16 protein-coding genes are annotated in these 13,645 nt (G+C 67.8%); 6 read left to right on the top strand and 10 right to left on the bottom strand.

Features of this window, described 5'->3' with window-relative positions:
- A partial coding sequence (locus DZG00_RS05810; protein WP_119455453.1) for a 3'-5' exonuclease occupies window positions 1-563 on the bottom strand: 563 nt, incomplete at its 3' end.
- A 99-nt stretch (window positions 564-662) separates the two neighbouring features.
- Between DZG00_RS05810 and ychF the strand changes: the two genes are divergently transcribed.
- The gene (ychF, locus tag DZG00_RS05805; RefSeq protein ID WP_119381440.1) at window positions 663-1,736 is read left to right on the top strand and encodes a redox-regulated ATPase YchF; all 1,074 of its coding nucleotides are present in this window, start codon (window positions 663-665) and stop codon (window positions 1,734-1,736) included.
- 1,513 nt (window positions 1,737-3,249) lie between these two features.
- Window positions 3,250-4,041, top strand: a complete 792-nt coding sequence (locus DZG00_RS16870) for a hypothetical protein (protein WP_147359934.1) — start codon at window positions 3,250-3,252, stop codon at window positions 4,039-4,041.
- Between the two features lie 334 nt (window positions 4,042-4,375).
- Here DZG00_RS16870 and DZG00_RS05800 read toward each other — a convergent pair whose 3' ends face one another.
- Genes DZG00_RS05800 through DZG00_RS05790 form a run of 3 tightly spaced genes read right to left on the bottom strand, consistent with a single transcriptional unit; the run spans window position 4,376 to window position 6,413 of the window.
- Window positions 4,376-5,143 (bottom strand): Rv2133c family protein, encoded by a 768-nt coding sequence (locus DZG00_RS05800; protein WP_119381441.1) that lies wholly within the window; start codon window positions 5,141-5,143, stop codon window positions 4,376-4,378.
- Window positions 5,143-5,697: an Rv2134c family protein gene (locus DZG00_RS05795; RefSeq protein ID WP_119381442.1), complete on the bottom strand. Its 555-nt coding sequence runs from the start codon at window positions 5,695-5,697 to the stop codon at window positions 5,143-5,145. The genes DZG00_RS05800 and DZG00_RS05795 overlap by 1 nt, the downstream gene beginning before the upstream one ends.
- A gap of 23 nt (window positions 5,698-5,720) precedes the next feature.
- Window positions 5,721-6,413: a histidine phosphatase family protein gene (locus DZG00_RS05790; RefSeq protein ID WP_119381443.1), complete on the bottom strand. Its 693-nt coding sequence runs from the start codon at window positions 6,411-6,413 to the stop codon at window positions 5,721-5,723.
- 148 nt (window positions 6,414-6,561) lie between these two features.
- Between DZG00_RS05790 and DZG00_RS05785 the strand changes: the two genes are divergently transcribed.
- Window positions 6,562-6,843 (top strand): type II toxin-antitoxin system RelE/ParE family toxin, encoded by a 282-nt coding sequence (locus DZG00_RS05785; protein ID WP_119381444.1) that lies wholly within the window; start codon window positions 6,562-6,564, stop codon window positions 6,841-6,843.
- Window positions 6,818-7,138, top strand: coding sequence for a HigA family addiction module antitoxin (locus DZG00_RS05780; RefSeq protein WP_119381445.1), 321 nt, complete (start codon window positions 6,818-6,820; stop codon window positions 7,136-7,138). Before DZG00_RS05785 ends, DZG00_RS05780 begins: the two co-directional genes overlap by 26 nt.
- Before the next feature lie 31 nt (window positions 7,139-7,169).
- Here the strand turns inward: DZG00_RS05780 and DZG00_RS05775 are convergent, their stop codons facing one another.
- The 4 genes from DZG00_RS05775 to DZG00_RS05760 form a co-directional block, all read right to left on the bottom strand.
- The gene (locus DZG00_RS05775; RefSeq protein ID WP_119381446.1) at window positions 7,170-8,585 is read right to left on the bottom strand and encodes an amino acid permease; all 1,416 of its coding nucleotides are present in this window, start codon (window positions 8,583-8,585) and stop codon (window positions 7,170-7,172) included.
- Window positions 8,586-8,790: 205 nt separating this feature from the next.
- Complete coding sequence (locus DZG00_RS05770) at window positions 8,791-9,246, bottom strand: universal stress protein (RefSeq protein ID WP_119381447.1); 456 nt, start codon at window positions 9,244-9,246, stop codon at window positions 8,791-8,793.
- A gap of 2 nt (window positions 9,247-9,248) precedes the next feature.
- Entirely contained in the window at window positions 9,249-10,715 is a 1,467-nt protein-coding gene (locus DZG00_RS05765; protein WP_119381448.1) for an APC family permease, read from the bottom strand.
- Window positions 10,716-10,788: 73 nt separating this feature from the next.
- Entirely contained in the window at window positions 10,789-11,211 is a 423-nt protein-coding gene (locus DZG00_RS05760) for a winged helix DNA-binding protein (RefSeq protein ID WP_119455452.1), read from the bottom strand.
- Window positions 11,212-11,431: 220 nt separating this feature from the next.
- Here DZG00_RS05760 and DZG00_RS05755 point away from each other — a divergent pair, with 220 nt between their 5' ends.
- The gene (locus DZG00_RS05755) at window positions 11,432-11,836 is read left to right on the top strand and encodes a hypothetical protein (protein ID WP_119383301.1); all 405 of its coding nucleotides are present in this window, start codon (window positions 11,432-11,434) and stop codon (window positions 11,834-11,836) included.
- A 25-nt stretch (window positions 11,837-11,861) separates the two neighbouring features.
- Here DZG00_RS05755 and DZG00_RS05750 read toward each other — a convergent pair whose 3' ends face one another.
- Complete coding sequence (locus DZG00_RS05750; RefSeq protein WP_147359933.1) at window positions 11,862-12,407, bottom strand: hypothetical protein; 546 nt, start codon at window positions 12,405-12,407, stop codon at window positions 11,862-11,864.
- Window positions 12,408-12,529: 122 nt separating this feature from the next.
- Between DZG00_RS05750 and DZG00_RS05740 the strand changes: the two genes are divergently transcribed.
- Window positions 12,530-13,093 (top strand): GIY-YIG nuclease family protein, encoded by a 564-nt coding sequence (locus DZG00_RS05740; RefSeq protein ID WP_119455449.1) that lies wholly within the window; start codon window positions 12,530-12,532, stop codon window positions 13,091-13,093.
- Between the two features lie 19 nt (window positions 13,094-13,112).
- Here DZG00_RS05740 and DZG00_RS05735 read toward each other — a convergent pair.
- Window positions 13,113-13,645, bottom strand: a 533-nt coding sequence (locus tag DZG00_RS05735; protein ID WP_233550086.1) for a putative endonuclease domain-containing protein, incomplete at its 5' end; no start/stop codon positions are given.

Raw genomic sequence — 13,645 nt, 5'->3', positions numbered from 1 at the left:
CCGATGCGGCCCATGCCGACGCCCGCCGCCTCGGCCAGCCCCGCGAGCGAGGCAGCGCCGTGCCGGGAGGCCGCGTGCACGACGATCGCGGCGCACGCCCGCGCATCCGCCAGCGCCTCGTGGTGCGAGAAGTCCTCGAAGCCCGCGGCCCGCGCCGCCACCGGCAGCCGGTACGAGTCGAGCGTGTAGGTGCGGCGTGCGACCTGGAGGCTGCAGAGGTAGGAGTACGGCGGCGGGATCAGCGCGGTGGCCTTGCACGCGCCCTGGATCACGCCCATGTCGAAGCGGGCGTTGTGGGCGACGAGGTGGTCGTCGCCCGCGAAGGCCATGAGGCGCGGCAGCTGGTCGGCCCAGCCGTCGGCGTCGGCCACGTCGTCCTCGACGATGCCGTGGATCCGCGTGTTCCAGACCGAGAAGGAGTCGTGCCCCGCGGGCGGCCGGATGAGCCAGGACGCGGTCTCGACCACGACGCCGTCGCGCACCTTGACGAGACCCACCGAGCAGGCGCTCGCCGACGAGTTGTTGGCGGTCTCGAAGTCGATCGCGGTGAAGTCCAACGGCATGGGTTCGAGTGTTCCACGCACGACCGACGCCGATCTCCGGAGGGCCCAGCCCGACCGCGGGCGGGGGAGGAGCCGACCCGCCCCGTACGATGGACTCCCGTGGCACTCACTATCGCGATCGTCGGTCTCCCCAACGTCGGCAAGTCGACGCTCTTCAACGCCCTGACCAAGAACCAGGTGCTCGCCGCGAACTACCCGTTCGCGACGATCGAGCCGAACGTGGGCGTGGTGAACCTGCCGGACCCGCGTCTCGAGGTGCTCGCCGGCCTCTTCGGCAGCGAGAAGATCCTCCCCGCGCCCGTCTCCTTCGTCGACATCGCGGGCATCGTCCGCGGTGCGAGCGAGGGCGAGGGCCTCGGCAACCAGTTCCTCGCGAACATCCGCGAGGCTGACGCCATCGCGCAGGTCGTCCGCGGCTTCGAGGACGAGGACGTCGTGCACGTCGACGGCCGCGTCGACGCCGCGAGCGACATGGAGACCATCAACACCGAGCTGATCCTCGCCGACCTGCAGACCCTCGAGCGCGCCGAGCCGCGCTACGAGAAGGAGCTGAAGACGAAGCGCATCGAGCCCGTCGTGCTCGAGACCGCGAAGGCCGCGCGCGAGTGGCTCGACTCGGGCAAGCCGCTGTCGGCGTCGAAGATCGACCTCGAGCCCGTCCGCGAGCTCGGCCTGCTGACGGCCAAGCCCTTCATCTACGTGTTCAACGTCGACGAGCAGGTGCTCGGCGACAAGGACAAGCTCGCGGAGCTCGCTGCCCTCGTGGCGCCCGCGCAGGCCGTGTTCCTCGACGCGAAGATCGAGTCGGAGCTCATCGAGCTCGACCCCGAGGACGCCGCCGAGATGCTCGCCAGCACCGGCCAGGAGGAGTCGGGCCTCGACCAGCTCGCCCGCATCGGCTTCGAGACCCTCGGCCTCCAGACCTACCTGACGGCGGGCCCCAAGGAGACGCGGGCCTGGACCATCGGCCGTGGCTGGAAGGCCCCGCAGGCGGCCGGCGTGATCCACACCGACTTCGAGAAGGGCTTCATCAAGGCCGAGGTCATCTCCTACGACGACCTGGTCGAGACGGGCTCCATCGCCGAGGCGCGCTCCAAGGGCAAGGCCCGCATCGAGGGCAAGGAGTACGTCATGCAGGACGGCGACGTGGTGGAGTTCCGGTTCAACAACTAGCGCCATCGGTGGCAGATGTTAAGTTCGATGCTTCTCGGGTAGCAAGGCGTTCGAGGAATCGTTTTTTAATTAAAGGCGATTCGAGCCCACATACTTGCCGCAGCGGTGAACTGGTCGAAGCTCAGTCGTATGTGACCGTTTTGTAGCCCTCTCTTCAAGGCTCCAATCTCAGAGATGTTTAAATTTACGAGATGTGACGGCACGAGCCGCGGCGCCGTTCGGTTAATCCACGGATATCTTGTCAGGTCCTCAGGGGCGCGGAGGTTTATCCATTCTGCATAATCCACGGGCTGGTATTCAGCCACGGAAGTGACTTCTAGGATCGCATAGCAATCGTAAGTACCCTTTGCGCAAATTACTACCAGGTCCCCAGGACGACAGGCTGGTCGTCCGTTGTCTGGGCTTGCGAACCAGGAGTCCTTTCTCCATCCCTCCAGAGCGGGGTCACCGTACTCGAGCTTCAACCATAGCTCCCGTGATCCATCTCGGGCGTCAATAAGCAATTGCTCCGCGAGTCGAAGCGCTGTCTCTCTCGTTGGTGCTTCTTGAGGATCATCGGGTACGCCCGTGAGGTGTCTTGCGCGGAGAGCGAGGTCGTCAAGCGTGGCGGCATCTACTCGCTGATGGGGTAAGGAAGAAATCCAGCTTCGGGCTTGAGTTGCGTGAGCCAAACTTAAACCGACGCCGAGTTCAGCATTTGCGTGGATGGCCTTACCCGTGCCACGACCAGTCAAGTTGGCTGAACCCAACATTGCTCTCGAGCCAACTATAAAGCATTTGGCGTGCAATCGCCGAACATCTTTGACGGTGACGCTTGCGTTTAACAATGTTCGGAGACCAGTCACGGACAGCGTGCCGTCGGCCACTGCCTTTTCATCGAGCGTTGTCACGACTGTCCAATTGTAGGGAGAGTGCTTTGCCGCGGCAGCGATAAAATCGCAAACCTCAGCCGTTAAATAAGGGCTCGTCAGCAGGACGTCGTCGTCTACGTTTTGGAAAGAGTGCGAGAGCCAGTCCCAGGCATTGGTGATGATGTCCTCGTGCGTCGTCATGAAAACGAAGCTATCGGATAAGACGCGTGAAACTAAAGAGTCAGAATGAGCGCCATCACCCCCAGTTTGGGGTTTCAGCGCTGGTCTCTGATGCGGCTGCGGCACCGCAGAAGACGCCACTCGTCGCTGGGCCCTGGATAGGCGTCATCGCAAGCCCGCATCTTGTCATCGGGCCTTTTGCGCAATTGTACAGACGTCTTGGAACGGAAAAGGCAATGTCTATTGTGTGCTTGCCGACGTCGAGTTCTTGCCCCTACCGGACCCCGAAGTGGGGGATGCGGACGACATGAAAACGTATAGGATTTAAGCAGACGTCGATCTGAGGTTCCTGTTCAAGTGATTAAAGCGTTTGGTGCGGCGTCGATCTTTCAATAAGTGATACTGGCATTTGTTGTGTTGCGTCGATTTACCTGGCGCAGTGGCCGAGTACTCGCAACAAGGCAAGCGACAAAGGGGTATACATGGTTACACAAGAACAAGCCTCAGGCATTTTGAAGGCTGGCGATGCCTTCTCCTTCAAGAATATTTCTGAACCTCATGCGCAGGCATTTAGTAAAGTGCCGGAAGTGCAAGTGGCTATTCAGGCTGCGCGTGAATCAGCTACCGCGGCGATTCGCATGGCATATACCATGAATGGTCTCCGCAAGGCAAGCAACGGGCGCGATCCGAGAGGCCGATTTACTGTCGAAGCACAGGATTGCTTGCGGTCGGCTCTTCAATTTAGCGGCGCGGGCCTTGACACTGCGCTCAAGAGATTAGTCGAAGAGGCGCTCCCGCTTCTCATTGATGTCGATGAAAACGTTCTTAAGAAGTTGCAAGAGTATTCCGAAAAGATGTTGAGCGACAATTCAGGTGGCGTAAATCCGAAGCAGCTTGTACAGCTGCTGCTGGGAGCGGGCTCTTCGCCGCGGGACATTATGCTCGGGCGCTATATCTACGACCTTCGGTCTAGTAGCGCGCAATCTGCAGATCGAGTTTCGGAATTAGCCGGGGCCTGTGGGGTGACCGACGGCGTTCTTCGCAAGCGAATCGCGTCAACAAAAAATAAGAACTCTTTACTCGAGCGAGCCTTTACTGCTCGCAACCAAGTGGCGCATGAACTGGATGTAACCAAGCCAAAAGAGGCTGCGAGGGCCTCGCTAGAAAGCATTCGGCGCTATCGAAATGTGGATGACATAGTAAAGATGTGCCAAGAGATGCTTGATGTAACGCAGGATATTGTCAATGATGTCATGAAGCGCATTAAAGTTTAATGGCCTTTCATGGGAAAAATTAGCATATAGTCATCAGGTGACGGTAGATAGTCGCATATTGCCGCTTCTATGCCTTCTCATTGCGAAGCAAATGAGTTATGCCCGGAGGCAAAGCGACGGTGGCGCTCGTGTGATTCATGTCGGTATGGCCTGTACGGGACTACACGGGGCAGGCTCCTGGCATCACTTTGTTCGAATAGTCCGTGACTGCATCTCCATTGCACGACGAAGGCGATCGACTTAGTTATGCGGCCGCATCCTAGATTTAGGAGAACTTCATGCCTTCTCGTGGGCTGATTACGTAGATCGTTATGGAAGGACGTCGTCTCAGCGTTCAGAATAGCGGCCAAGGGACTGCGGACTGCTGCCCCGCGGGCGCCGGGAACCGTGCCTCCGCACGCAATCGCGCGCACCGCTCCGCGAGCGCCGCGATCTCCTCAGCCGTCAGCAGCTCCGCCAGCTCCCGCCCCAGCTCCCCATCCAACCCCGCGAGCACCCGATCCACACCCTCGAGCTCTTCCGTCGTGAGCGGCTCCCCGACCCACCCCCACAGCACCGTCCGCAGCTTGTGGTCCTCGTGGAAGGTGAGGCCGTGGTCGACGCCGTAGCGGTGGCCGTCCGGCATGGCGAGGACGTGGAAGCCCTTGCGGTCGGCGTTGTTGACGATCACGTCGAAGACGGCCATGCGGCGCAGCGCCGGGGTGTCCTCGTGGATGAGGGCGACCGTGTTGCCCTCCTCGTCCTCGCCGCCGAGCACCGTGCGGTAGCCGGTCTCCGGGATCTCGGCCGCAGGGACCAGGTCGACGGCGTCCTGGTCCGGATCCTCGTCCTGCCAGAGCTGCACCATGCCCTCGCCGGCGGGGCCGTCACGGAGCCACGTGCGCGGGACGACGCCCCAGCCGAGCGCCTCGGAGACGAGGTAGGCGGCGACCTCGCGATGCGCGAGCACCGCGTCGGGGAAGTCCCACAGCGGGTTCTCGCCCGCGATCGGCTTGTAGACGACGACCGTGTCGCCGATGGTGCCGAGGAACGTCGCGTTCGACGCCGTCCTGATCCGGCCGGTGACCGTCAGCTCCGCGGTCACGAGGTCCGTCTCCGACATCAGCGGTCGGGGAAGGTGTGCTCGTGCCCGTCGGGGTCGATGGGGTAGCCGCACACCGCACAGATCGGCCGGCCGGCGCCCACGATCTCGTGGGTGCGCTTGGCGAACGCGCGAGCTGCGCCGACGGGCATCCGCACCACGAGCATCTCGGTGTCCTCGGGGTCGATCTCGGCCGCGAGGTCGAAGTCGTCGTCCGCGTCGTCGTCCGCCAGGGGGTACGCCTCGATGACGACCTGCGCCGTCGTCGGATCCCAGCCGAGGCCCATGGCGCCGGTGCGCCAGCGCTCGTCGACGTCCTCGAGCGGGTCGTTGTCGACGAGCTCCGGGGGCGTGCTGGTGGGGATGCTGAAGGGGTTGCCCTCGACGGTGACGAGCTGGTCGAGGATCTCGTCGATCTTCTCGGCGAGAAGCGCGGACTGCTGCTTCTCGAGGGCGATGGTCACCAGCTGCGGGCCGGAGCGCACCTGGAAGTAGAACGTGCGCGCGCCCGGGAGGCCGATGGTGCCGACCACGGCCCGGTCGGGCCAGTCGAATTCGAGGGCTCGTGTGGGCATGTCACCAGCCTAGGCGCACGTGGTCACGGGGTGCTGTGCCCTGCCCCGCCGCCGACCGGCGCATCGCCGGATCCGGGGACCTTCGCCAGCCACGAGAGGTCGCCCGCGTCGGTGTTGGTGGCGTGCACGGTGGGTCGGCCTGCGCCGTAGCGGACGATCGAGATCGACGCGGGGCCGACGTCGATGCGCTGGAAGAGGTCGAGGTGCATGCCGTACGCGTCGGCGAGGATCGACTTGATGACGTCGCCGTGGCTGACCGCGACCCACACGGCTCCCGGTCCGTGCTCGGCCTCGATGGCGGCGTCGTGGCGGCGGATCGCGGCGACCGCGCGCGCCTGCATCCCGGCCATGGACTCCCCGCCGGGGAAGACGACGGCGGACGGCTGCGACTGCACCGTCTTCCAGAGGTCCTCCTTCGCGAGGTCGCCGAGCGAGCGGCCCTGCCACTGGCCGTAGTCGCATTCGGTGAGGTCGGGGTCGACGGGCTGGGCGGGCTTCCCCGGCTGCCGCTCGAGGATCCGCTGCGCGGTCTCCCAGCAGCGCTGGAGCGGGCTGGAGACGACCGCGGCGAGCGGTACGGCTGCCAGTCGGTCGCCGGCGCGGTCGGCTTGGTCGCGCCCGATGTCGTCGAGGTCGACGCCGGGGGTGCGCCCGGCCAGGATCCCGGTCGCGTTCGCTGTGGTGCGTCCGTGCCGCACGAGGATCACTGTCGCCATCCATCGAGCCTACGACGGGGGATGGTCGGCCTCGACGCGGAGACTGCCCCCCCCCCCCGGCGTCGACGGGCACCACGCCCGACATCCGGGCCGGAGGTCGGTATATGACGCGTAGCGTCATTGACGCCCGCCGTTATACACTCTGCGCGTGATCAGATCGTTCGGCAGCAAGCAGACCGAGCGCATCTGGGATCAGCAGTACGTCAAGGGCGTCGATCGGATGGTCCAGCGGGCGACCTTGCGGAAGCTCGAGCTGGTCAACGCGGCGATGGACGTCGAGGACCTGCGCATCCCGCCGGGCAACCGGCTCGAGCGGCTGGTCGGGGATCGCCGCGGCCAGCACAGCATCCGGGTGAACGACCAGTGGCGGATCTGCTTCATCTGGCGAGAGGGAGGTGCGGAGGATGTCGAGCTCATCGACTACCACTGAGGGGGATCGGATCGACCCGATCCACCCGGGCGAGATCCTGATGGAGGACTTCATCGAGGCCTTCGGGATCACGCAGAACAAGCTCGCGGTGTCCATCGGCGTGCCGCCGCGGCGCATCAACGAGATCGTGCACGGCAAGCGCGGCATCACAGCGGACACGGCCATCCGGCTCGCGCGGTACTTCGGCACCTCGGACGAGCTGTGGATGAACCTGCAGAGCAACTACGAACTGCGGCTCGAGCGGCGGGCGCTGCACGACCGGATCGAGGCGATCGTCCCGCTGCGCGTCGCCTGACCCGAGCCCGTCGCGAGTCTGCGACCCCGCCTCACGCGCTCCCGTCGGCCCGCACCGGCTCGGGCGTCGTGGCCGCGGCGTCCGCATCGACCGGCGCCACCGGATCCACCGACCCGCCCCGCGCCCTCGTCACCACGTACAGCACCAGCACGACCGCCCATGCGACCAGGCTCAGCACGAGCTGCGGGCGGATCTCGGGATCCAGCGCCATCTGCGCGAGCACGGCGAGGATGCCGACGACCGTGAGGATCGAGAGGCCCGGGAACAGCCACATCTTGACCGGAAGGTCGGCCGAGCCGGTGCGGCGGCGGAGGACGATCTGCGAGATCGAGATCAGCAGGTAGACGAACAGGATGATCGCGCCGGACGAGTTGAGCAGGAACAGGAAGACGGTGTCGGGGGAGACGGCCGCCGCGATCACGCAGAGGAAGCCGACCACCGACGACAGCAGGATCGCGGCGCGCGGCACGCCCCGCGAGGTCACCTGCACCAGCCGCGCGGGCGCCTCCCGCCTGGCCGCGAGCACGAAGAGCATCCGGCTCGCCGTGTAGAGGCCGGAGTTGAGGCACGAGAGCACGGCGGTGAGGACGACGGCGTTCATCACGTCGCCCGCGAACGGGATCCCCATGCGGTCGAACGCGCTCACGAATGGGCTGGCGCCGAGCTCCGTGGAGTCCCAGGGGAGGATCACCGCGAGCAGGAACAGGGATCCGACGAAGAACAGCGCCACGCGGAGGATCACGGAGTTGGTCGCCTTCCGGATGGCTCGTGCGGGATCCTTCGACTCGGCGGCCGCGATGGTGGCGATCTCCGCGCCGACCATGGAGAAGATCACCACGACGACCGAGGAGAAGATCGCGCCGACGCCGTTCGGGAAGAAGCCGCCGTTCGCGACGAGGTTCGAGAAGTCGAGCGAGCGGCCCGGCCAGATCCCGAGCACGTAGAGGCTGCCGACGCCGAGGAACAGGATGATCGCGGCCACCTTGATCCCCGCGAACCAGTACTCGAACTCGCCGAACGCGCCGACGGAGATGAGGTTGGTGGCGGTCATCAGCGCCATGAGGCCGAGCGAGAGCAGCCAGAGCGGCGCATCGAACCAGTAGGTGAGCGCCTTCGCTCCGGCGACCGCCTCGAATCCCACGACGATGACCCAGAAGTACCAGTAGAGCCAGCCCATCGAGAAGCCGGCCCAGCCGCCGAGGGCGTGCCGCGCGTAGTCGGCGAACGAGCCGGTGCTCGGATTCGCGGTGGCCATCTCGCCGAGCATCCGCATCACCAGGATGATCAGCACGCCGGAGATCGCGTAGGTGAGGAACGCGCCGGGGCCTGCGCCGTTGATCACCACCCCCGACCCCACGAACAGCCCGGCGCCGATGACGCCGCCGATCGCGATCATGGTGAGCTGCCTCTGCGTGAGGCTCTTGTGCAGCTGGGGTGCGGATGCCATGTGGATGCCTCCGAGCGGGTCGGCGTTCTCCTGCGGGGATCCTCCCGGCGGGTCCGAGATGCGGCGGGCCGGGAGGTGCTGAGCACGATACGCACGGCACGAGCCCGCTCACGAAGAGTTCACATGGGCTTTACATTCGGGCGGCGCCCGTCGGTGCGACCCGGGGAGGACGCCCGATCGAGCCCGACCCCCTAGCTCGGACGCGCTACGCCCGCCCGCGCACCGTCGGCCGGCAGATCAGCACCGGGCACGGCGCCGAGTGCTGCACGCGGCTGGCGGTGCTGCCCAGCAGGATCGTCGCGGTGAGCCCCCGGCTGCCGGCGGCCATGGAGATGAGGCCGGCGGAGAGCTCCTCGGCGGCGCGGATGATCTCCGTCGCCGGGGATCCGCTGCGCACGTCGCGGTGGATGGTCGGGCCCCAGCCGTCGAAGACCGCGGCGACCACGCCGACGGCCACCTCAGCGTCCTTCCGGTAGCTCAGCTCGGTCTGCGCGGGCGCGTGGTGCGGGCCGAGCTCGTTGGCGAACGGGGCCGCCGCGTAGGGGCTCACGACCGCGAGCACGGTGACCTCGGTGATCTCTCGCGAGTCCGCGATGACCTGGAACTGGCGGGCCGCCTGCAGCGACGCCTGCGACCCGTCGGTGGTGACGATGACGTGCATGATCAGACCTCCCTGTCCGTGGGGCCGGCCGCGGCCACGCCGGCGGCGGCCTCGAGGTCCGGCTTCTTCTGCCCGAAGGTGCGCTGGAACAGGTACAGCACGAGCCCCAGCGCGAGGAGCCCGCCGACCCAGATCAGCGCGGCCGGGTCGTCGACGAGCGTGTAGATCAGCACGGCGACGTTGCCGATGATGCCGACGATGAGCAGCGGCGTGTTCGCGCGGTACGTGTCGTCGGTCTCGTCGTGCCCGCGGAGCTTCAGGCACGCGACGATCACGAGCGCGTAGATGAAGAGGAGGAACACGACGGTGATGGTGGCGAGGCGGTCGACGATGTCGAGCCGGTCGGCCTCCGGGATGCCGGACTGGCTGGAGCGGATCGCCGCGCCGATGATCAGCAGCGACGCCACCACCGCGCCGCCGAAGATCAGCGCCACGTACGGGCTGCGGCGGGCCGGGTGCACCTTGGCGAAGATCGCCGGGACGACGTTCTCGCGGGCCATGCCGAACAGGATCCGGGACTGGGCCACCACGGTCACGAGCGCCGTGTTGCTGATCGCGACCATGGCGATGAGGCCGAAGATCACGAGCATCACGGCCGCGGGGATGAAGAAGAGGTCCGCGCGGACGACCTCGAGGAGGGTGTTGCCGGCCAGCGCGTCGATCGGCACGGCGAGGGCCGCGGCCATCGAGACGAGCACGTAGACGACGCCGGCGGTCAGCATGCCGCCGATGAGCGCGCGGGGGAACGCGCGCGACGGGTCGATGGTCTCCTCCGCGACGTTCGCGGCGTTCTCGAACCCGGTCATGGCGAAGAAGGCCAGCGAGACGCCGGCGAGCACGGCCAGCACCGCGGATCCAACGCCGCCCTCGACCTGGAACTGCAGCAGCACGGCCGGGTCGCCGACGCCCTCGACCAGCGCGATCACGCCGATGGCGACGACGACGATGAGGCCGGTGATCTCGACGAACGTCATGACCACGTTCGCGACGACCGACTCGCTGATGCCGATGAGGTTGATGGCCGTGATCACGGCGACGAACGCGACCGCGATGCCGGTGGTGGCCCAGATGGCGGACTCGGGCAGGCCGATCAGGTCGCTGAGGTAGCGGACGAAGCCCGCGGCGAGGGATCCGACGGCGGCCATGTTGGCGCTGAGCATGCAGATGGTGATGAAGAAGGTGAGCACCGGGCTGCGGAACGCCTTGTTGATGTACAGCGAGGCGCCCGCGGCCTGCGGGTACTTGGTCACGAGCTCCGCGTAGGCGAGTCCCGTGATGGTCGCGATGGACACGCCGACGAGGAACGCCATCCAGAACGCGCCGCCCACGGCCGCGGCCACGAGGCCGACGAGCACGTAGATGCCGGATCCGAGGACGTCGCCGACCACGTAGAAGTACAGCTGCTTGACCGTGATGGAGCGCTTCAGCTCGGATCGCGGAGGTGCCGGGGCCTCGATGGGGTTCGCCATTTCCCCACCCTAGGGGCGTGATGGCGAGGGGTCGAGGGCGCGGGATCGCAAGAGGCGGCCTGGTAGTCCGAGGTCAGGCGCCGTCGGCGATGCGCCGCAGGACGCGCACGACGCGCTCCAGCTCGACGTCGTCGACGGCGGGCGCCGCCGCGGTGCACGCGGAGCGGATCCACTCGGTGCGCGCCCGGAGCACGCGCGCGAGCAGCTCGCGGCCCGCGGGCGCGACCACCAGGCGGAGGCCGTCGTCGTCGCGCTCCTCGGCGAGGATCCCCCGCTGCAGCAGCCCGCCCAGGCTCGGCACGAGGGCGGCGCGCGAGGTGCGTGTCCACGCCGAGAGCGACTGGCGGTCCACGCGGAAGTCCGTCGCGACGACACGCAGCAGCTGGATCTGCAGGCCCGTCAGCCCGTCCCAGACCTCGAGGGTCGCGCCGTCCATGAGGTCGAACACCTGCGTCATGGCGGTGATGGCCTGCTCGGGGGTGCTTCGGTCGGCCACGGTGCTCCTCTGCCGGAGCGGTGGGGAGCGGCCCGGGCGGGCCGCCTGCTCGTGGTCGAACGCTATCGGCGGCGATCGTGCCGGGTCCATGCGGGTCAGATGATCGTCAGGCTCGGGGGCGCCCGGTCATACTGGGTCCGGTGTCGCGATCGTCCCGCGGGCCCACGCCTACACGGGGAGGTCGTATGAGCGCAGCAGACGGCACAGGACGGGCGCGGGCATGACGCCGCGGATCCGGGCGCTCCTCCTCACCGGGATCATCACCGGCCTGACCATGGCGATCGTCGCGGCCGCGCGCCCCTGGGCCCGACCGGACGCACCCGACGACTGGGTCGTGCTCCGCTTCGAGGCGGGCGAGGCCGGGTCCGCGTACGAGGCGTTCGAGTCGCTGGCCGCCACGGAGATCGCGGGCGACGACGCCCTGCAGCTGCTCGAGGCGGGCTGGATCGACGGCAACGAGTTCGGTGACGGCTCCTACGACGTCTACTTCGTGGGCCCGGACCGCCGCATCATGTGGGAGGTGCTCGAGCCGATCTTCGCCGGAGCGCCCGTGCCGTGGACGTCGGTCGAGCTCCGCCGCGGCCTCGAGGACGCCGCGCCCGTGGTGGTGCGGGCGGCGCGCTGAGGTCTGGAGGAGCTGGATCCCGCTGTCACTCCGTGGGAGCGCCCAGGTACCCGTCGATCGCAGCTTCGTACTCGGCTGCCTCCGACGGCTTCAGCTCCCCGGTCACGCGGATGATCGCATTGCCCCTCACGTAGTCGTACTCCGTGCCCAGCACGGTGGTGGAGCCCAGGATCTCCTGGATGTAGTCCATCCGCGCCTGGGCCGCAGCCGGATCACCCCAGATCTCGATCGAGGCGCCGCACTCGGCACCGAGTTCATCGCAGCTGACGCGTGAGTCGTAGAGGGTGGCAGCATCCGCGTAGCCGGTCGGTCGGCCGATGACGTTGTTGGGGTCGTTGTCCTCGGTGATCTGGACGATGTCGCCGCTGGTCGGAACGCCGGCCTTGATCGCCGACGCGATGGCGGAGGCCGACGCGTCCACGGGCTCGGGGGTCGGCGGGGGAGTGGGCGATGGCGAGCTGGAAGTCGGGGGCGTCGTGATGTCCGGGTCAGCGGGCGCGGCCGAGCAGCCGGCGAGGGACAGGGTGAGCATGAGCGCGATGGCGGACAGCGCGGATGCGGAGCGGGGCACGGATCCTCCTGGGTCTCACCGAGCGTAGGGATGCGAGGCGCGATGGTCACGCCCCCGTTCGGGCCGATGGTCGGAGGCGCATGCCGCGCACCGGTGTCGGCCGCCGCGCCTAGCGTCGGGGCATGACGTCGAGCGGATCCGCCCCGTGCCGGGCCGAGGGCTGCGCGGCGCCGGTCGAACCCGGCGCGCCCGTGCCGCTGTGCGCGGCGCACCTCGCGGCCGCCGCCGCGTGGGCGGAGCGGGAGCACGGCGTCGAGGACGTGCTGCCGTCGCCGTGCCCAACCTGCGGATCCCGCCTCGGCGTGCGCTACCCGTCGGGCTGGCTGTGCGCGGTGTGCGAGTGGCGACACGGCGACCACCCGGACGGCGAGCTCGCTGCGCCGCGCGTGGAGGTCGTCTACTACATCCGCTTCGGCGACCGGATGAAGATCGGCACGAGCGCGAACCCCCGGCAGCGGCTCGGCACGCTCCGGCACGACGAGCTGCTGGCGTTCGAGCGCGGCGGACGCGAGGTCGAGAGGGCGCGCCACGTGCAGTTCGCGCGGCAGCGGTTCGACCGCACCGAGTGGTTCGACCTCGACGCCCGGCTGCGGGAGCACGTGGTCGCGCTCGCCGCGGGGCAGCCGGACCCGTGGGAGCTCCTCGCCCGCTGGCGGAGCGAGGCGCTCGCGCTGCGGGTGAGCTGACGCCCGGGGCCCGCGCGCCTCATCCGGCGGCGGCCGACGGCGGCGCCTCGCGCAGGTACGCGTCCACGAGGAACGGGCCGCGGATCTCGCGCAGCCGGTCGAGGAGCTGATCCACCGTGCCGCGCGTGAGGCCCGACACGCAGAGGTCGTACGGGCCGAGGGGCGGCAGCTTGCCGGTGCGGATGCGGATGACCTCCCACCCCGCCGCCCGAAGCGCACGGTCCTTGCGCCGGTCCGCCTCCTCGCGGCGGCCCACGTGCTCCAGCCCGTGGCGGCCCGTGGAGTCGTACTCGATGGCGACGCGCAGCTCGGGCAGCAGGATGTCGGGCCACGCCTCGAGGTGCTCGAAGAACGGGCGGGCGAGCCGGACGGCGTTGAGGCCGGGCGTGTGATCGAGGCGCGCGGCCAGATCCTGCCGCAGGCGCTCCTCGACGGCGGACGCGGGCGGCGGCGCGCACGCGCTCGCGAACGGCTCGCCGACGGGGAGGTCGGGGGTCTTCGCGCAGACGGCGGGGGAGCGGCGCTGCCGGGGCGGCGGGGTGGAAAGAGTTA

Source organism: Clavibacter lycopersici (genome assembly GCF_003576405.1).
In the GTDB taxonomy this organism is placed as follows: Bacteria; Actinomycetota; Actinomycetes; order Actinomycetales; family Microbacteriaceae; genus Clavibacter; species Clavibacter lycopersici.
Note: the sequence above shows the minus strand (reverse complement) of the source record. Positions and strands in the feature narration are given on the sequence as shown.